14 protein-coding genes are annotated in these 17,339 nt (G+C 64.6%); 4 read left to right on the forward strand and 10 right to left on the reverse strand.

The genetic code is table 11. The features are described 5' to 3' along the window. Positions 1 to 87 precede the first annotated feature (87 nt). On the forward strand, positions 88 to 1,413 hold the full coding sequence (locus MOQ67_RS13220; RefSeq protein WP_102618269.1) for an ammonium transporter: 1,326 nt from the start codon (positions 88 to 90) through the stop codon (positions 1,411 to 1,413). A 1,024-nt stretch (positions 1,414 to 2,437) separates the two neighbouring features. Here MOQ67_RS13220 and folD read toward each other — a convergent pair. From folD to MOQ67_RS13265, 9 genes are all read right to left on the reverse strand, one after another. Beyond that, positions 2,438 to 3,373 (reverse strand): bifunctional methylenetetrahydrofolate dehydrogenase/methenyltetrahydrofolate cyclohydrolase FolD, encoded by a 936-nt coding sequence (folD, locus tag MOQ67_RS13225; protein WP_104903459.1) that lies wholly within the window; start codon positions 3,371 to 3,373, stop codon positions 2,438 to 2,440. Between the two features lie 63 nt (positions 3,374 to 3,436). Beyond that, a complete protein-coding gene (locus MOQ67_RS13230; RefSeq protein WP_198718025.1) occupies positions 3,437 to 5,116 on the reverse strand; it encodes an APC family permease in 1,680 nt (559 codons plus the stop codon). 88 nt (positions 5,117 to 5,204) lie between these two features. Continuing rightward, on the reverse strand, positions 5,205 to 7,514 hold the full coding sequence (locus MOQ67_RS13235; protein WP_104904559.1) for a DUF1989 domain-containing protein: 2,310 nt from the start codon (positions 7,512 to 7,514) through the stop codon (positions 5,205 to 5,207). Between the two features lie 13 nt (positions 7,515 to 7,527). Then, the gene (locus MOQ67_RS13240) at positions 7,528 to 8,895 is read right to left on the reverse strand and encodes an NAD(P)-binding domain-containing protein (RefSeq protein WP_046383909.1); all 1,368 of its coding nucleotides are present in this window, start codon (positions 8,893 to 8,895) and stop codon (positions 7,528 to 7,530) included. 21 nt (positions 8,896 to 8,916) lie between these two features. Then, the gene (purU, locus tag MOQ67_RS13245; protein WP_046383908.1) at positions 8,917 to 9,783 is read right to left on the reverse strand and encodes a formyltetrahydrofolate deformylase; all 867 of its coding nucleotides are present in this window, start codon (positions 9,781 to 9,783) and stop codon (positions 8,917 to 8,919) included. Positions 9,784 to 9,813: 30 nt separating this feature from the next. Beyond that, positions 9,814 to 10,944, reverse strand: a complete 1,131-nt coding sequence (locus MOQ67_RS13250; RefSeq protein ID WP_104903457.1) for an aminomethyltransferase family protein — start codon at positions 10,942 to 10,944, stop codon at positions 9,814 to 9,816. 40 nt (positions 10,945 to 10,984) lie between these two features. Next, positions 10,985 to 12,001 carry a heme-dependent oxidative N-demethylase family protein gene (locus MOQ67_RS13255; RefSeq protein WP_198718026.1) on the reverse strand — a complete coding sequence of 339 codons (1,017 nt, stop codon included), beginning with the start codon at positions 11,999 to 12,001 and terminating at the stop codon, positions 10,985 to 10,987. 11 nt (positions 12,002 to 12,012) lie between these two features. Continuing rightward, on the reverse strand, positions 12,013 to 12,942 hold the full coding sequence (locus MOQ67_RS13260) for a PDR/VanB family oxidoreductase (RefSeq protein ID WP_046383905.1): 930 nt from the start codon (positions 12,940 to 12,942) through the stop codon (positions 12,013 to 12,015). Further along, the gene (locus MOQ67_RS13265; protein ID WP_102618262.1) at positions 12,939 to 13,385 is read right to left on the reverse strand and encodes a dimethylamine monooxygenase subunit DmmA family protein; all 447 of its coding nucleotides are present in this window, start codon (positions 13,383 to 13,385) and stop codon (positions 12,939 to 12,941) included. Before MOQ67_RS13265 ends, MOQ67_RS13260 begins: the two co-directional genes overlap by 4 nt. 182 nt (positions 13,386 to 13,567) lie before the next feature. Here MOQ67_RS13265 and MOQ67_RS13270 point away from each other — a divergent pair, with 182 nt between their 5' ends. Genes MOQ67_RS13270 through MOQ67_RS13280 form a run of 3 tightly spaced genes read left to right on the forward strand, consistent with a single transcriptional unit; the run spans position 13,568 to position 16,055 of the window. After that, positions 13,568 to 14,680, forward strand: coding sequence for a sensor histidine kinase (locus tag MOQ67_RS13270; protein WP_307847655.1), 1,113 nt, complete (start codon positions 13,568 to 13,570; stop codon positions 14,678 to 14,680). Beyond that, positions 14,649 to 15,308 carry a response regulator gene (locus MOQ67_RS13275; protein WP_046383903.1) on the forward strand — a complete coding sequence of 220 codons (660 nt, stop codon included), beginning with the start codon at positions 14,649 to 14,651 and terminating at the stop codon, positions 15,306 to 15,308. The genes MOQ67_RS13270 and MOQ67_RS13275 overlap by 32 nt, the downstream gene beginning before the upstream one ends. After that, positions 15,309 to 16,055, forward strand: a complete 747-nt coding sequence (locus MOQ67_RS13280) for a PAS domain-containing protein (RefSeq protein WP_104903455.1) — start codon at positions 15,309 to 15,311, stop codon at positions 16,053 to 16,055. 121 nt (positions 16,056 to 16,176) lie between these two features. Here the strand turns inward: MOQ67_RS13280 and MOQ67_RS13285 are convergent, their stop codons facing one another. Further along, a complete protein-coding gene (locus MOQ67_RS13285; RefSeq protein ID WP_104903453.1) occupies positions 16,177 to 17,331 on the reverse strand; it encodes an ABC transporter ATP-binding protein in 1,155 nt (384 codons plus the stop codon). Positions 17,332 to 17,339 lie beyond the last annotated feature (8 nt).

Below are 17,339 nucleotides of genomic sequence, written 5' to 3' on the forward strand. Positions count from 1 at the left end.
GTTGCCTGGACGTTTTTCGCGAGCAAGAACTAGGCGTCCCCCTCGCTCCTACATGCATCTCCCCTATCTTTTGCAGGAGCTTTGAACATGATCAATCGTCTTCTCGGCAAATCCCTCTTCGGCTTATTGGCCGCCAGTGCCTTCGCCCCCTTGGCCCAGGCCGCCGATGCGCCCACCTTGAACACCGGCAGCACCGCCTGGATGGTCACCGCCGCGGTGCTGGTGCTGTTCATGTGCCTGCCGGGGCTCGCGCTGTTCTACGGCGGGCTGGTTCGGGCGAAAAACATGCTCTCGCTGTTCACCCAGTGTTTTGGCGTCGCCGGGCTGGTGGGCGTGCTGTGGGTGATCTACGGCTACAGCATGGTGGTGGACACCACGGGCATGGTCGAAGGGCAGGTGACCTTCAACAGTTTTGTCGGCGGCCTGAGCCGCGCGTTCCTGGCGGGGATGACCCCCGAGAGCTTGGTGGGGGATATTCCGGAAGGCGTGTTCGTGACCTTCCAGATGACCTTCGCGATCATCACCCCGGCGCTGATCGCCGGCGCCTTCGCCGAACGCATGAAGTTCTCGGCGGCGCTGCTGTTCATGGCCATCTGGTTCACCCTGGTGTATGCCCCGGTGGCGCATATGGTCTGGGGCGGTTCGGGGGCCTTGATGCATAACTGGGGCGTGCTCGACTTTGCCGGCGGCACCGCCGTACACATCAACGCCGGTGTGGCCGCGCTCGCCGCATGCCTGATCCTCGGCAAGCGCAAGGGCTACCAGAACACGCCGATGCCCGCGCATAACCTGAGCCTGACCATGGCCGGTGCGGCGATGCTCTGGGTCGGCTGGTTCGGCTTCAATATCGGCTCCGGCGGCGGCCTCAACGGCACCTCGGGGATTGTCATGCTCAACACCCAACTGGGCGCGTGTGCGGGGATTCTCGGCTGGATGTTCACCGAGTGGTTCAAGGTCGGCAAACCCAGCGCCCTGGGCCTGGCCAGCGGTGCATTGGCCGGTCTGGTGGGGATCACCCCGGCGTGCGCTTATGTCGGCGTCGGCGGCGCGTTGGCCATCGGCTTGCTGTGCGGGGTGTTCTGCTACTTGAGCGTGACCGTGTTGAAGCGGCGCTTCGGCTACGACGACAGCCTCGACGTATTCGGCCTGCACGGCATCGGCGGCATGATCGGCGCGGTGCTCACCGGGGTGTTCTGCGTGCCGTCCATGGGCGGCCTGGTGGAAGGCGTGACCATGGGCGGCCAAGTCGTCGCCCAGATCAAGGGGGTGTTGCTGACCACGGTGTACTGCTTCGTGGTCAGTTGGATCATTCTCAAGGTGGTCAATGCCCTGGTCGGCCTGCGTGCCCATGAGTCGGTGGAAGAAATGGGCCTGGACCTGGCCGAGCACAACGAGCGCGCCTACAACCACTAACGGCCCACTGTAGGAGCGAGCTTGCTCGCGAAGATCGTTAACGATAACGCGGGTATCCTGGATGACCGCGTTGCCTGGGCGTTTTTCGCGAGCAAGCTCGCTCCTACAGGTACAGCGCCAGCGCCTGGGGCAGGGCTTTGTTCTTCAGCCTGCGTGCCCATGCGTCGGTGGAAGAGATGGGCCTGGACCTGGCCGCCTACAACCCCTGAGAACCCTGTAGGAGCGAGCTTGCTCGCGAAGGTCGTTAACGATAACGCAGGCATCCTGGATGACCGCGTTGCCTGGACGGTTTTCGCGAGCAAGCTCGCTCCTACAGGTGCGGCGCCAGCGCCTGGGGCAGGGCTTTGTTCTTCAGCCTGCGTGCCCATGCGTCGGTGGAAAAGATGGGCCTGGACCTGGCCGCCTACAACCCCTGAGAACCCTGTAGGAGCGAGCTTGCTCGCGAAGGTCGTTAACGATAACGCAGGCATCCTGGATGACCGCGTTGCCTGGACGGTTTTCGCGAGCAAGCTCGCTCCTACAGGTGCGGCGCCAGCGCCTGGGGCAGGGCTTTGTTCTTCAGCCTGCGTGCCCATGCGTCGGTGGAAAAGATGGGCCTGGACCTGGCCGCCTACAACCCCTGAGAACCCTGTAGGAGCGAGCTTGCTCGCGAAGGTCGTTAACGATAACGCAGGCATCCTGGATGACCGCGTTGCCTGGACGGTTTTCGCGAGCAAGCTCGCTCCTACAGGTGCGGCGCCAGCGCCTGGGGCAGGGCTTTGTTCTTCAGCCTGCGTGCCCATGCGTCGGTGGAAAAGATGGGCCTGGACCTGGCCGCCTACAACCCCTGAGAACCCTGTAGGAGCGAGCTTGCTCGCGAAGGTCGTTAACGATAACGCGGGCATCCTGGATGACCGCGTTGCCTGGACGGTTTTCGCGAGCAAGCTCGCTCCTACAAGTGCGGCGCCAGCGCTCGGGGTAGGGCTTTGTTCTTCAGCCTGCGTGCCCATGCGTCGGTGGAAGAAATGGGCCTGGACCTGGCCGCCTACAACCCCTGAGAACCCTGTAGGAGCGGCGCCAGCGCTTGGGGCAGGGCTTTGCGTTGCAACTGGCTCGCCACCAGGGTGTTTTTCAGCAGGTAGGCAATCGTCATCGGTCCCACACCACCCGGCACCGGCGTAATCGCGCTGGCCACGGTGCGTGCGCTGGCGTAGTCCACATCGCCCACCAACCGCGTACCGGTCTCGGTGCTGATGCGGTTGATCCCCACATCGATCACCACCGCGCCAGGCTTGAGCCAGCTGGCATCGATCAACTGCGGCCGCCCGACCGCGGCGACGACGATATCGGCCAAGCGGCACAATGCCTGAGCATCGACGCTGCGTGAATGCACCACGGTGACCGAGCAGTTGGCCTGCAACAGCAGGGTCGCCATCGGTTTGCCGACGATATTCGAGCGGCCAATCACCACCGCGTGCAAGCCACTCAAATCGCCGCAGGTTTCATGCAGCAGGCGCATGCAGCCGCTGGGCGTGCAAGGCGTGAGCACCTCGATGCCTTGCACCAGGCCGCCGACGTTCTCACGGTGGAAACCGTCCACGTCCTTGATCGGGTCAATCGCATGGATCACGGCCGCCTCGTCGATATGCGCCGGCAACGGCAACTGCACCAGCACGCCGTTGACCGAAACGTCGGCGTTCAACCGGGCCAGCAGATCGAGCACTTGCGCCTGGCTGGCGTCATCCGGCAGCCGGTATTCAAGGGAGCGAATCCCGACTTCCTTGGCCCGCAGCAGTTTGTTGCGCACATACACTTCGCTGGCCGGATCGTCGCCCACCAGCACGACAGCCAGGGCCGGGAAGATTTTTTGCGCGGCAAGCAGCAGGACCTCTTCGCGAACCTCGTCGAGAACCTGGGCAGAAATGGCCTTGCCGTCGATATCGCGGGCAAGGGAAGGGAGAGTGCTGGTCAAAAGCGTCACCGTTGTCTGGAGAAATAGGGGCGCTGAGGGATAAATCCCTCAGCAATAGGCAGCCCAGGGCATTCAGGCTACCAGTTGATGGCAGGCATACACCACCAGCACACCGGCGATCAGTGTGGCGTAGGGCAGCCAGCCGGCGCGGCGTTGGCCGTCATCGACCTGGATATACAAGTCACTGAGCATGGCCGCGGGGAAGCGGCCTTTGTCCTGCACATAGTGGCGGTAGCAGAACACCGGCAGGATCAACAGCGCCAGCAGCAAGCCGGTGACCAGCGTGCCTGCGCCCCAGATATCCGCACCCAGGCCCATGCACGCCAGGTTGACGAAGCTCAGCACGCCGCCGGCCGCCAGCAGCACGGTGGGGGCTTTGTACGGGCGCACCCAGTCGGGGCGGTCGAGGCGGTGGATCCAGCCGGCGTTGAGGTTGAGGAAGTTGAAAATGATGTAGCTGACGTTGGACGCCGCCAGCACGAACACATAGTCCGACATCAGCAACAACAGCAGGTTGAACGACAGGTCGGTCCACATCGCCGCCGTGGGCGCACCGTGTTCGTTGGTGCGCCCCAGGTATTTGGGCAGCCAGCCGTCCACCGACGCCTGATACAGGGTGCGCGACGAGCCGGACATCGAGGTCATGATCGCCAGCAACGTGGCGAGCACCAGCATGATCAGCACGATATTGGCGACCACCTTGCCGCCGCCGATGCTGTCGGCCATCACCTGGCCAACGCCCATGCCGCTGTAGATCGCCGGCGACAGCAGGCCGCTGTACACCGCCGGAGTCACTACCGCGCCGCTGGCGTCGAGCACCGCCGGGGTCACCAGTTGGCCCAGCCCCAGGCTGCCTTGAAACGCCAGCGGCACCAGGGTGAACACCAGGATGCACAGCAGGCCGGCGTAGAAGATCGCCTTGAAGGTGTCACGCTTGGGGTCCTTGAACTCGCGGGTGTAGCACACCGCCGTTTCGAACCCGTAGGTGGACCACGCGGCCATGAACAGCCCGCCGGCCATCAGCGACCAGCCGGACATATCCCACGGGCCGTCGATGACTTGCCCGGCCGCGTCATGGGCCAGCGGGAACAGCGGCAGGAAGTTGGCCTGGGTCGCGTCCCCGGTGAACAACGGCACCACGCCCACCAGCAACAGCGGGATCAGCGAGGTGACCCCGAGCACCAGCGTCAGCCGCGCCGAGCGCAGGATGCCGCCATGCTGCACGGCAAACACCGTGAGCAGAATCAACAGGCCAATGGCGAACGTCGCGTTGATGCGCAACGACAGGCCGCTCTTGACCCAACCCAGGTCAAGCAGGGTCAGTTGCCAGGTGTTGATCAGCGCATCGGCGGGAAACAGCGCGGTGAGGATATACCCCGCCGCCAGCCCCGAGCCGATGGACAGCACCGGCGACCAGGCCAGCCAGTTGCACCACACCGACACCGGTGCGATCAACTTGCTGTAGCGCACCCAGGCCACCGCGCCGTACACGGACGCGCCGCCGGACTTGTGCGGGAACAGCCCGGCGATCTCGGCATAGGTGAAGGCCTGGATAAACCCGAACAGGATCGACACGATCCACACGATCCAGGCCGGTTTGCCCACCGTGGCGGCAATCGCGCCGATGGAGAACAGCACCAGCGCGGGCACGCCACTGGCGACCCAGAATGCACCGCGCCAATCGATCTTGCGGTGCAGGCTGCCCACTGAGCGGGCAGCCTGCGGTACAGCCTCGAACGTCGTCGCTTCCATCTTCGTATTCCCATGTCTGAGTAGCGGTTAAGAAGGGCAATCAAAGTGGGCAGTCAAAGTGGGGTGGCACACATCGGTATCGGGACGATCAGCTACGCACGCGGCTCTTGTCCGGGTCATAGAAAATCGCTGCGCTGACCGTGGCGCTGATGCGCTTCTGTAGGCCATCGACTTTGCCAATCTCAAGCAGGGTGCCGGGCTCGGCGCAGCTCACGTCGACCCGGCACAGCGCGATATTGCTGGCCAGCAACGGTGAGCGGCAGGCGCTGGTGATGACCCCGACCTGGGCGCGGCCGTGGTACACCGGGTCGCCGTGGTGGGCCGCCTCGTTGCCGCCGAGGTGCAGGCCGACCAGTTTGTGGCTGGGATGGGCGCTGCGCCGCAACAGGGCGTCGCGGCCGATAAAATCATCGGTCTTGCTCTTGAGTGGCACGCTGAAGCCGATGCCGGCCTCGAACGGGTCGGTCTGGTCGTTGAACTCGTAGCCGGCAAAAATCAGCCCGGCTTCGATGCGCAACAGGTCCAGCGCTTCCAGGCCGAGGGGCACCAGGCCCAAGGGTTGGCCGAGTTGCCAGATGCGGTCCCACACCCGTTCGGCGTCTTCGGGCTGGCACCACACCTCAAAGCCCAGTTCGCCGGTGTAGCCGGTACGCGAAATCATCAACGGGCAGCCCTCGAAACCGTCCAGCCGGCCGACCAGGAAGCGGAACCAGCCGAGGCTGTCCACGCTCGGTTGGGTGGGCGGCGTCCAGACCATCTGCTTGAGCAGCTCGCGGCTGAGCGGCCCTTGCACCGCCAGGTTGTGAATCTGCTCGCTGGCGGACTTGACCCACACCTTCATCCCCAGTTTGTGGGCCTGCTCGCGCAGCCACACACCGGCGTAGTCTTCGCCGCAGATCCAGCGGAAGTTGTCCGGGCCCAGGCGCAGCAGGGTGCCGTCGTCGAGCATGCCACCGTGTTCGTGGCACATCGCCGAATAGACCACTTGGCCCACCGCCAGGCGCCGCACGTCGCGGGTCAGGCAGTATTGCAACAGGGCTTCGGCGTCGGGGCCGATGATCTCGAATTTGCGCAGGGCGGTCAGGTCCATCACGGCCACGCGTTCGCGGCAGCCGAGGTATTCCTCGGTGGCGCCATAACCGTCGTAGCGCAACGGCAGCCACCAGTTGCGGTAGTCGATGAAGCTGCCGGTGAGGGCGCTGGTGCGTGAGTGGAACGCGGTCTCACGGGTCAGTATCGGGTCGGCATCGGCCGTGGTTCGAGTGCTCATGGCGATGGAAAAACGCTCCTTCTCGCGGTAGATACGGACATGGATATCGGTCGGGTTCCAGCCATTGGCCGGGTCGATGTCATCCGGGCACGAGGTACTGCCGCACACCAGCTCGGTCATGGCCCGCAGCAGTACGTAGTCGCCGGGCCGCGACCAGGGCTCATCCAGGGTCATCTGCTGGTGTGCATCAATGCCGGTGTTGAAGAAGAAATTGATCGCCGGCCAGCCGTTGCGCGCTTGCACGCCGTAGGGCGCGAGTACGCGGCTGAGGTTGTCGCTGCAGTTGTCGTGCCCGAAATAGCCATGGGATTCGTAGTAGCGCGCCGCGCAGGCCAGGGCGAAGGCGTCGTGGCGCCCGACGGTGTCCTGCACCACCTCCAGCATCGGCTGCATCCGGCGGTCGAAAAACTTCGAGAACAGCCCCGGCGCCGGGTAGGCGCTGCCGTTCAGCGTGCGCGTCACGGTCTGGTCAAGGTCCAGCTCCATGCCGCGATCCAGGGCGCGGCGGTCGAGGGCGACGAAGTCCGAACACTGGCGGCCGGCGACGTCCAGCACCTGCACGTACTGGCCCTTGGCGACGCTGTAGCCGTGGGCCGTGCCCGCACGCACGGTGAACTCGTCCAGCACCTCGCCCAATGGCTCGGGCAGGGCAGGCACCAGCAGGGGCGACGGGTTGGCCCGTGTCACCAGCAGGCGCAGTTCGCTGGGCCGGTATTGCCGGTCGACGGCGGTGGGCCCGGCGGGAGCGGCGACGATCACCAGCAGGCGATCATGGGCGACAAACTGCCGAGTGTGACCGGGCGGGCTGGCGTCGTCCCACAGCGCGGCGGCCAGGGGCAATGCCTGCGCGTCGATACCGCGCCGCTTGAGCGCCTGGCCGACACGCGGTGGCACGCGGCAGGCGCTCGAGCCACTCAGCCCCCAGCTCGCCAGGGCGCTGCGGCCGCTGGCGTCGAGGGCCAGCAGTTCGCAGATTTGCCGGCCTTCGAGGTCGATCACCTGCAGGCCGTCGCCGGGCTGCAGGTCGACCAGCGTCACACCGCCGACGGCCACGCGGTAGCGTTCGAGGTTCGGCGCCCGGGCAAACAGCCCGGGTTCTCGCGGGTGGGAAACACGCGGAGCATTCATCATGGGCACCCGCTCAGCCGACTGATTTGATGGGCGTCACGGGCTCGCCCAGGTACGCCGCCATCGAGTCGTCCAGGGCCAGCAGCCACGGGGTGTGGTGCGGCGGCGACTGGGTGCCGGTCATCAGCGAGCGGTAGGACTTGTCGCGATAGCCCATGATGTTTTCGGCCTTGTCGTGCTTCCAGTGCAGAAAGGTCTCGTTGACGGCGGCGATGTCGAAATCCGGGTAGTCGGTGGCGTCCACCAGGTGCTGGATGTAGGCGCCCTGGAACTCGAACATCTGCTGGTTGGTTTCCAGGGTCAGTTCCCGTGCCTGCCATTGCTGGCTGTCGGCGATCATCGCGGCCTGGCTGGGCAATGGGATACGCCCCAGGATCACATCGCGGGCATACCAGGCCTGGGCGTCGAACATGTTGAACGAGTACCACTGGTCCTGCATGCCGAGGTAGATCAGCCGCGGGTTGGGTTCCCAGAACACACCCTTGTAGAGGTTCATCGGCCACAGGCGGTTGTCGGTCCTGAGGCTCAGCTCATCCGGCAGGAACGGGAAGTGGTGCTTGTAGCCGGTACACAGGATCACCGCGTCGATGTGCTTGCTGCTGCCATCGGCAAAGAACGCACGGTTGTTTTCCAGGCGTTGCAGCAGCGGTTTTTCTTCCCAGTTGTCCGGCCACGCATAGCCCATGGGCGTGGTGCGGTAGCAACTGGTGATGCTGCGCGCGCCATATTTGTAGCATTGCGAGCCGATGTCCTCAGCCGAATAGCTGCTGCCGATGATCAGCAGGTCCTTGTCCTTGAATTCCAGCGCCTCGCGAAAGTCATGGGCATGCAGGATGCGCCCGGCGAACTGCTCGAAGCCTTCGAAGTACGGCACCTTGGGCGTGGAGAAGTGGCCGCAGGCGTTGATCACGTAGTCGAATTCTTCACAGGTCAAGGTGTCGTGGGTGTAGTCGTGGGCGTACACGGTGAAGCGCTGGGTCTGTTCGTCGAAGGTGACCTGGCGCACCACATTGTTGAAGCGGATGTAGTCGCGCACGCCGGCCTTTTCCACCCGGCCCTTGATGTAGTCCCACAACACTTCGCGGGGCGGATAGGAGGCGATGGGCCGGCCGAAATGTTCTTCAAAGGTGTAATCGGCGAACTCCAGGCATTCCTTGGGGCCGTTGGACCACAGGTAGCGGTACATGCTGCCATGCACCGGCTCGCCGTTTTCGTCCAGGCCGGTGCGCCAGGTGTAGTTCCACATGCCGCCCCAGTCCTGCTGTTTCTCGAAGCACACCAGTTCGGGAATGGCGGCGCCCTTGTCGCGGGCCGACTGGAAGGCGCGAAGTTGTGCCAGGCCGCATGGGCCGGCGCCGATGATTGCTACACGTAAAGTCATGAGCGTGCCTCCTGAAGGGTTTCAGCGAAAGATCACTGTCTTGTCGTGGTTGATGAACACCCGGTGTTCCAGGTGGTATTTCAGGGCTTTGGAAAGGGCGACGGTTTCGGTGTCGCGGCCGATGGCGACCAGTGAATCGGGCAAGTGGGTATGGTCGACGCGCTGGATTTCCTGCTCGATGATCGGGCCCTCGTCGAGGTCGCTGGTGACGTAGTGGGCGGTGGCGCCGATCAGCTTCACCCCCCGGTCATAGGCCTGGTGATACGGCTTGGCGCCCTTGAAACCGGGCAGGAACGAGTGGTGGATGTTGATCGCCCGCCCCGACAGTTGCTGGCACAGGCCGTCGGACAGGATCTGCATGTAGCGCGCGAGCACTACCAGATCGGTCTGGGTGTCTTCGACGATACGCATCAGTTCGGCTTCCTGGCCGGCCTTGGTGTCCTTGGTGATGGGCAGGTAGATGAAGCGGATGCCCTCACGCTCGGCCATCGCCCGCAGGTCCAGGTGGTTGGAGACCACGGCGGTGATGGTCATGTCCATTTCGCCTTTACGGTGGCGGTAGAGCAGGTCGGTGAGGCAATGGTCGAACTTGCTGACCATCAGCAGCACGCGGGTCGGCTGGCGTGAGCTGAACAACTGCCACTGCATGTCGAAGCCGCCGGCGAGCTCGCCCAGGCCTTTGCGCAGGTCGCCGATATCACCGCTGACGCCCTTGTTGAAACGGAACACCGCGCGCATGAAAAACTGCCCGGTGAACTCGTCGTCGAATTGCGCCAACTCGCTGATGTAGCACTGCTGCCGGGCCAGGCAGGCGCTGATCGCGGCGACGATCCCGGACGCCGCCGGGCAGGTGATCTTGAGAATGTAATGTTCGCTTGAGGCGTCCATCGAAGGCTCCTGAATGCGGTGAAGGAAGGCTCAGCCCTTGGCCGTGCGCTTGGTTTTTTGCGGGTCGTCGAAGGGCAGGGCGTGGGTGGTGGCGGTGCCTTCGAAGCTGCCGCGCACCTGCAACGCGATGCCGGGTACGGCGCAGGCGACGCTCATGCGCGCGATGGCCATCGAGCGTTTGCTCAGGCGCGAATACATGCCGCAGGTGATCACGCCGACTTGCTGGTTGCCCTGCCACAAGGTGTCGCCAGCCTCGGCCGGGCGCACGCCGTCGAGCAGCACGCCGGTGATCTTGAAGCGCTCCTGGCCGCGCAGGCGCAGGTGTTCCTCGGCGCCTCGGAACGCTTGTTTGCCGGGCGAAACCGTGAAGTCCAGGCCCATTTCCCACAGGGTGTCGCCGGCCTTCTGGTCGGCGAAGGGGTACATCTGCGAGTTGTCGTAGGGGAAAAACATCAGCGAGCTTTCCACTCGCAGCCAGTCCAGGGCGGTGAAGGCGCAGGGAATGATTCCCAGGCTCGCGCCCTGTTCGAGGATGCTGTCCCACAGGAACGGGGCGTCCGCGGCCTTGCAGAAAATCTCGTAGCCGCGCTCGCCGGTGTAGCCGGTGCGGGAGATCATCACCGGGCGCTCGAACAGGCGCGTTTGCAGGTGATGGAAGTACGGCAGCTGGCGGATGCCAGGCACATGCTCGGCGAGAAAATCCACCGCCAGCGGGCCTTGCAGCGACAGGTCGTGCAGGTCGTCGTCGAACAGCACCGCCACTTGCCGGCCCTGGGCCGAGCGCACCAGCATTTCATGCCCGGTGCCGGCGCCATGCACGACCATGAACGCATTGGGCCCGGTGCGGTAGACGATGCAGTCATCGACGAATTTGCCGTCCTCGTCGAGCATCGACGCATACACCGATTTGCCGGGATAGAGCTTGGCGATGTCGCGGGTGGTGGCCCACTGCAACAGGCTTTCGGCGTGCGGGCCGACGTAGTGGACTTTTTTCAGGCCCGATACATCCATCAGGCCGGCGCGGGTGCGGATCGCTTCGTGGTGGTCGGCCAGCGCGCTGCGGTAGGTCCAGGCGGTGCCCATGCCGTTCCAGTCTTCGAGGTTCGAGCCGAGCGCGCGGTGCCGCTCAGCCAATGCAGAAATACGCCAGGAGTGGGTCATGTGAGATTCCTTGCTGTGAAAAGGAGCACCGGGAAATGGTTCAGGCGAGTGGATCGAACTGGCGCAGCCACTCGACCAGGGTGTGTCGATAGCGGGTCATGCCCTTGTAGTCGGCGATGGCATCGGGCAGGTCGCGCAGCACGCGGTGCAGGCGGCAGCCCCAGCCGGGGTGGCTGACCAGTTCGTCCAGGCTGATCAGGTAGGTGCGAATGCTGAACATCACTGCGTTGCTGCGCGGCAGGCGCGCCATCACTTGCAGTTCGACCCGCAGATGCACCTGTTGCCCGACGTTCTGCACGGTGATCCGGCCGCGGTCGGCGCCCCATTGATGGAAGGTTTCCGGCGACGAATCCAGGCGCGGGTTGATGGTCAGGGTCCAGTTCAGGCGCCGGACCGGCTGGCCGGCCTGCAGGTTGAGCAGGTACTTCAGCGCGCGCTCGAACACGCCCATCTGGTGGGCCATGGGCACCGGTGCATGCCACTGCTTGAAACTCATCCCGGCATCGAACGCCAGTGACCAGTCGGCCGGGCTGGTGACCAGGCCGGCGTCCATGTACAGGTCGCCGTCGCGCTGGTCGAGCAGGGCGAAATCCCCTTGCACCTGGCGGCCGATGTATTCCAGCGGTGCGCAGGGCAGGCTGGCGGCATCGCCGAAGATGAACGGTTGATCGATCTGCAGCAGGTGGTTGCGCCAGTGCCAGCGGTCGCCGTCACGCACCAGGCTGAACCACTGCGGGTAGTCGACGGCGAGGTTTTCCATGAGCATTTGCAGCGCATCCCAGGCCGCCGCTTGCATGTGCGGCATCACCAGGTAGCGGCGCGGGTCGTTGTCCAGGATCAGGGCGCGTTCGGCCATTTCCGAGCGGTAGTGCTCGTCGATGTCGAAGGCGTGCTCGTAGACGGAACCCGGGGCGCGGGAGGTGGCCGGTTCGATGTTCACCGAGTACAGGTAGCTGTCCTCGATAAACGGAAACGGGAAGCGACGGATCGCCGCCGGGCTGTTGCGAAAGCTGAAATCGTCGCGATAGCTCAGCACAGGGCTCGATTGCAGGGGCATGGCACTCACTCCTATAGGTCCAGCGAAACGCAGGGGCCGCTGCCGCGTGAGACGCAGGGCATCAGAAATTCGGCCTGCTCGGCCGGGCTGAGGAAACTGTCGCGGTGTTCGATGGCACCGCCTTGATGGCGCGTGATGCACTGGCCGCAGACCCCACCACGGCACAGGTTGGGCACCTGCAACCCCGCGTGCTCCAAGGCTTCGAGCAGGCTCTGCTCGGCCTCCACGCGCAGGGTGCGGCCACTGCGCAGCAGTTGCAGGTCGAACGGCTGGCCCGGTTGCGCGCCTTTGAACGCCTCGGCATGCAGCCGATTGCGCGGCCAACCGAGGCGATCGGCGTGTTGCTCGACCGCCTCGATCAAGGGTTGCGGGCCACAGGTGTAGACGTGGCTGCCCAGCGGCCGGTTGGCGAGGATGCGGCTCAGGTCCGGGCGGCGGTCGTAGGCGTGCAGGCGCGGGCCGAGGCGCTGTTGCAATTCATCGAGGTAGGCGTCGCTGAGGCCTGGCCGGAACAGGTAATGCAGTTCGAAGTCGGCCTGCTGTTGTTCCATCGTGGCGATATAGGCCATGAACGGCGTGATGCCGATGCCGGCGGCGATCAGGATGTGCCGGCGTGCGGTGCCATGGGGCGCGAACAGATTGGCCGGCGGCGAAATCCGCAAGGTGTCGCCGACCTGCACCTGGCGATGCAAGTACTGCGAACCGCCGCGAGACGCGTCCTGCAGGCGCACGGCGATGCGGTAGTGGCGAGTGTGCGCCGGGTCGCTGGTCAGCGAGTAGGCGTTACGCACCGTGCCCTCGGCCAGCGGCAGATGCACCTGTACGTGGCTGCCGGGCGAGAAAGCGGGCAGGGCACCGTCGCAGGCAGTCAGGGTGAACTCGCGCACCACGGGGGTGAGCATTCTGGCCGCACTGACCTGAACCTTGAGGGCGGCGCTCATGGCTGGAACCCCGCGTAGGGCTGGTCGGGGTTGATGCACACGCCGAGGTAAGCCCCCAGGCGCCGGGAAAAGTGTGCGCGCACTTCCAGCCCGACGTTGCAGCCGATGCAGTTCAACACCGGCTCTGGGCCTGCGGTCTGGGTCAGCCCGCAATGGGCGCAATACACCTGGCGCAGGCCGGGCATCGTGCAGGTCACGCTGATCTCGTCGTCTTCCAGGCCGGCGGCGCGGGCTTCGGTGTGAATGCGCCAGACAAAGGCCTCATCGCCCAACAGGTAGAGCCGACAACCCACGGTTGCGCTGGCCAATGCCTGTTGTAAACGTCGGCTGAAGTCGGGTTGTTCGCCGCTCAGCAGCAAAGGCTTGTGCAGGTCGGCGGCAACCGCCATGCCGGCGGTTGCCGATTGCATCACCACGATGGGGCGGTTGTGGGTGTGCGTCATGCGGGCTCTCCAAGGTGCGTTTTGTTTCCTGTTGGGAGAGATACTTTCCTATGAGGAAAATCTTCTCAATCTGGAAAAAGGGCTATGCCTTTGGAGATAAGCCTTGCCGCACTGGCGTTCGGGGCATGGAAGTTGCTGGTCTTGCAGTAATGCTCAGCAACCGGACGGGGAGTTATCGAAGAGTGCGAACGCGACCGAAGAGCTGGCCGCTCTGGTTGGGGCCTGTGCGCCCCGAACAGGCGCGCAGCGTGCGCAGGCTGTTGGCCGGGTTGCCCCTGCACGCTGACGGTGCCTTGTCGGGTTTTCTGGACCGTTTCGACGCACTGCTGCCCGCCGCCAGGCTCAACCTGATCCTGGGCGGCGAAGACCTGGGCCCGACGCGACGTGGCTTGATCGAGGGCTGCCAGAACGTGGCGCGCTGCCCCTGGCGCGACGCGAGTGCGATGGACACGCCCCAGGCCTGCGGCCCTTGCCGGCAGCGCGGGGTACACCGATTGGTGTGCGCCTTGCCCGAGGGTGAAAAAGGCGCGTTACTGCTCGACACCCCCCGACGGGCCGGTGCCAGTTGGCGCCAGTTGCTGGAGGAAGCGGCGCAAGCCGTGGCGGTCAGCGTGCGTCTGCGCAGCGACAACCGTGAGCAGCAGCGCAGGCAGGCAACGTCGCGCCACGGCGCGCTGGCCCGTGAGCTGCACGATTCGGTGGCGCAACAGTTGGGTTACCTGGCGTTCCAGGCCCACGGCTTGCAGTCACAGCTGGGCGCGCCTGCCCTGCAGGACCTGTGCGCCGGCCTCAGCCAGTTGCAACGCCAGGTGCGCGAGCTGATCACCAGCGCACGCCTGACCATGGACGGACGCTCACTGCGCCAGGCCCTGGCCGACTCCGTCGCGGAGTTTTCGCGGCGTTGCATCATCGTGTTCGAGTTGGATAACCGCCTGGCCGACAATGCCCTGAGCCCGGAAACCGAATTGCAGATCCTGCAGATTGTTCGCGAGGCCCTGGCCAATGCGGTGCGCCATTCCCACGCGCGGCATGTGCGTATCGAACTGCGCCAGACCCAGGACGGCGATGCCTCGGTGTCGGTGGAGGACGATGGCATCGGCTTGAGCCCGGCTTGCGATGAGCATAACCATTTCGGCCTGGCGATTATCCGCGAGCGCGCCGCCAGTATCGGCGCGCGGCTGAGCATTGAAGCGATCCGCCCGCACGGCGTGCGCGTGCATCTTGGCCTGCGCCGCCACCACGACCTGCCACACGGGAGTCTCGATGGACTGCACGACCTTATTACTGATCGATGATCACCCACTGTTTCGCAAAGGCCTGGCGCAACTGTTCGATGCCAGCGACGACTTCGAAGTGGTGGGGCAGGCGGCCAGTGGCCGGGAGGGCATCAATCTGGCCGTGAGCCTGACGCCGCAGCAGGTGTTGCTGGATCTGCACATGCCTGGCCTCAGCGGCCTGCAGGTGCTGGACGAACTGCGCCAATTGCGCCTGGACTGCCAGGTGGTGGTGCTCACCGCTTCGATGGACCGCGCCGAACTGCTCAGCGCCCTGCGCCTGGGCGCCAGCGGTTATGTGCTCAAGGAAACCGAGCCCGAGGCGTTGCTGGCGTATATGCGCAACTGCCACAAGGGCGCGATCATGCTCGACTCAACCCTGATCGCCTTGCTCGCCGACCCGGCCGAGCCCAGGCCACACGGTGAGACGCCGGGCGGTGAAAACCTCACCGAACGCGAAGGCCAGACCCTGGCGCTGATCGCCGCCGGCATGAGCAATAAACAGATCGGCAGGGAGCTGGGGATCAGCGACGGCACGGTGAAAATCTATGTGCGCAGCCTGTTGCAGAAACTCAACCTGCATTCGCGCCTGGAGCTGGCGGCCAGGGTACACAGCGGCGCCTTGCTCAAACACGAGGAGCGTCACTAGATGAGGGAAAGCCCTGACGCTTGGGGGCAGACATCGCCCGCGCACCTGATGGATTGTTTTCCCGCCGCCTTGCTGCACCTGCGCGACAACGGCCAGATCGCCCACTTCAACCTGGCCTGGGCCGAGTTGATGGGTGCGCCGGGCGCGGAACGCAACGTCGTCGACTACGTCCACCAGGAAGACCGCCCGCTGTGGCGCCAGGCCTTGCATGAGCTACGCCGGCGTCCCGAGACCTCGTTCAACCAACGCCTGCGCTTCGTGCATCCGTGCGGCGAGCTGCGCTGGTTCGAGGTCAGTCTCAAGCGCGGCCCGCAGGGCTTCTACCTGGTGGCCGGAGATATCACCGCGCACAAGCGCCGCGAAATCGCCCTGCAGGCCAGCCAACGCAGCAGCATGAGCTTGCTCGACAGCATGCCTGGGCTGATCTATCGCGGCCGTAACAACCGCGACTGGACCATGGAATTCGTCAGTGCCGGCTGCCTGCAATTGACCGGCTACCCCGCCGAGCGGTTGGTGGACAACCATGAGTTCACCTACAACAGCCTGATCCTCGCCGAGGATGCCGACTACGTATGGCGCGAGGTGCAATATGCGTTGTCGCGCCAGGAACCGTTCGAGCTCAATTACCAGATTCGTTGCGCCGACCAGTCGATCAAGCACGTATGGGAGAAGGGCGTGGGGATCTATGCCGATACCTGCGAGGTGCTGGGCATCGAGGGCGCGATTTTCGAGCGCAGAGTTCTGTAGGAGCCGGCTTGCCGGCGATGGTCGTCAACGATGACGCGGGAAGCCTGGATGCCCGCGGTGGTTGTGGGTTTTTCGCTGGCAAGCCAGCTCCTACAGGGGATGGTTCAGCTTTTTGTTTGGCTTAATGGGCGCCGGCGGCTTTGTTCAGATCGCTTTCGGCCCATTCGGTGTACACGCAGGCATCCGCCGTGGCCCAGCGCACGCGCACCGGGTCGCCGGCCTTGAGCGGCATGCCGGCGGCGGACAATGCCTTGACCGTCATCGAGGTGCCGCCCAGGGTTTTCACGCTGCAGGTCTGGCTTTCACCGAGGAACAGCACTTCGCCGACGATGGCCGACACTTCGTTCCAGCCTGCGGCCAATGGTTGCCCGGCGGCCTGTTCGACGCTCAGCGCGAGGGCTTTTTCCGGGCGCACCATCAGCAGCACGTCCTGCTCGCTGCGCAGGCCGCCGGTCAGGCGGATCGACAGGGATTGGCCTTCGAACGACGCCGCCGCGTTGCCCTGGGCCTTGAGCTTGAGGAAGTTGGAGTTGCCCAGGAATGAGGCGACAAACGCATTCGGCGGGTTCTGGTACAGGTCGAAACCGCTGCCCAGGCCGACGATCTTGCCGTGGCTGAAAATCGCGATGCGCTGGGACAGGCGCATGGCTTCTTCCTGGTCGTGGGTCACGTAGACAATGGTGATGCCCAGGCGCCGATGCAACTGGCGCAGCTCGTCCTGCAAGTCTTCACGCAGCTTCTTGTCGAGGGCGCCGAGCGGTTCGTCCATCAGCAGGATACGCGGCTCGTACACCAGCGCCCGGGCGATGGCGACGCGCTGTTGCTGGCCGCCAGACAGTTGCGACGGGCGGCGATGGGCGAACTGTTCCAGTTGCACCAGCTTGAGCATGGCGTCGACGCGCTTCTCGCGCTCGGCACTGGCCAGTTTGCGGATCGCCAGGGGGAAGGCGATGTTGTCGCGTACCGACAGGTGCGGGAACAGCGAGTAGCGTTGGAACACCATGCCGATGTCGCGCTTGTGCGGCGGTACGTTGACTAGCGATTGGCCGCTCACCAGGATCTCGCCGCTGCTCGGCGTTTCAAAGCCGGCGAGCATCGACAGGGTGGTGCTTTTGCCCGAGCCGCTGGAGCCGAGGAAGGTGAGGAACTCGCCGTCCTTGATGTCCAGCGAGATGTTGTCCACGGCGGCGAATTCGCCATAGAACTTGTTCAGGTTGCGCAGGCTGACCAGAGGTTGGCCAGGGGTCTGCGCGGCATCTTGGATCACTGCACTCATGTTCTGCT

Source organism: Pseudomonas sp. LY-1 (genome assembly GCF_053502595.1).

Bases quoted from the DNA above. Each gene is read 5' to 3' on its own strand.
- MOQ67_RS13220 (WP_102618269.1), top strand. From the start codon at position 88: ATGATCAATCGTCTTCTCGGCAAATCCCTCTTCGGCTTATTGGCCGCC.
- MOQ67_RS13230 (WP_198718025.1), bottom strand. From the start codon at position 5,116: ATGGAAGCGACGACGTTCGAGGCTGTACCGCAGGCTGCCCGCTCAGTG.
- MOQ67_RS13235 (WP_104904559.1), bottom strand. From the start codon at position 7,514: ATGAATGCTCCGCGTGTTTCCCACCCGCGAGAACCCGGGCTGTTTGCC.
- MOQ67_RS13240 (WP_046383909.1), bottom strand. From the start codon at position 8,895: ATGACTTTACGTGTAGCAATCATCGGCGCCGGCCCATGCGGCCTGGCA.
- purU (WP_046383908.1), bottom strand. From the start codon at position 9,783: ATGGACGCCTCAAGCGAACATTACATTCTCAAGATCACCTGCCCGGCG.
- MOQ67_RS13250 (WP_104903457.1), bottom strand. From the start codon at position 10,944: ATGACCCACTCCTGGCGTATTTCTGCATTGGCTGAGCGGCACCGCGCG.
- MOQ67_RS13255 (WP_198718026.1), bottom strand. From the start codon at position 12,001: ATGCCCCTGCAATCGAGCCCTGTGCTGAGCTATCGCGACGATTTCAGC.
- MOQ67_RS13260 (WP_046383905.1), bottom strand. From the start codon at position 12,942: ATGAGCGCCGCCCTCAAGGTTCAGGTCAGTGCGGCCAGAATGCTCACC.
- MOQ67_RS13265 (WP_102618262.1), bottom strand. From the start codon at position 13,385: ATGACGCACACCCACAACCGCCCCATCGTGGTGATGCAATCGGCAACC.
- MOQ67_RS13275 (WP_046383903.1), top strand. From the start codon at position 14,649: ATGGACTGCACGACCTTATTACTGATCGATGATCACCCACTGTTTCGC.
- MOQ67_RS13280 (WP_104903455.1), top strand. From the start codon at position 15,309: ATGAGGGAAAGCCCTGACGCTTGGGGGCAGACATCGCCCGCGCACCTG.
- MOQ67_RS13285 (WP_104903453.1), bottom strand. From the start codon at position 17,331: ATGAGTGCAGTGATCCAAGATGCCGCGCAGACCCCTGGCCAACCTCTG.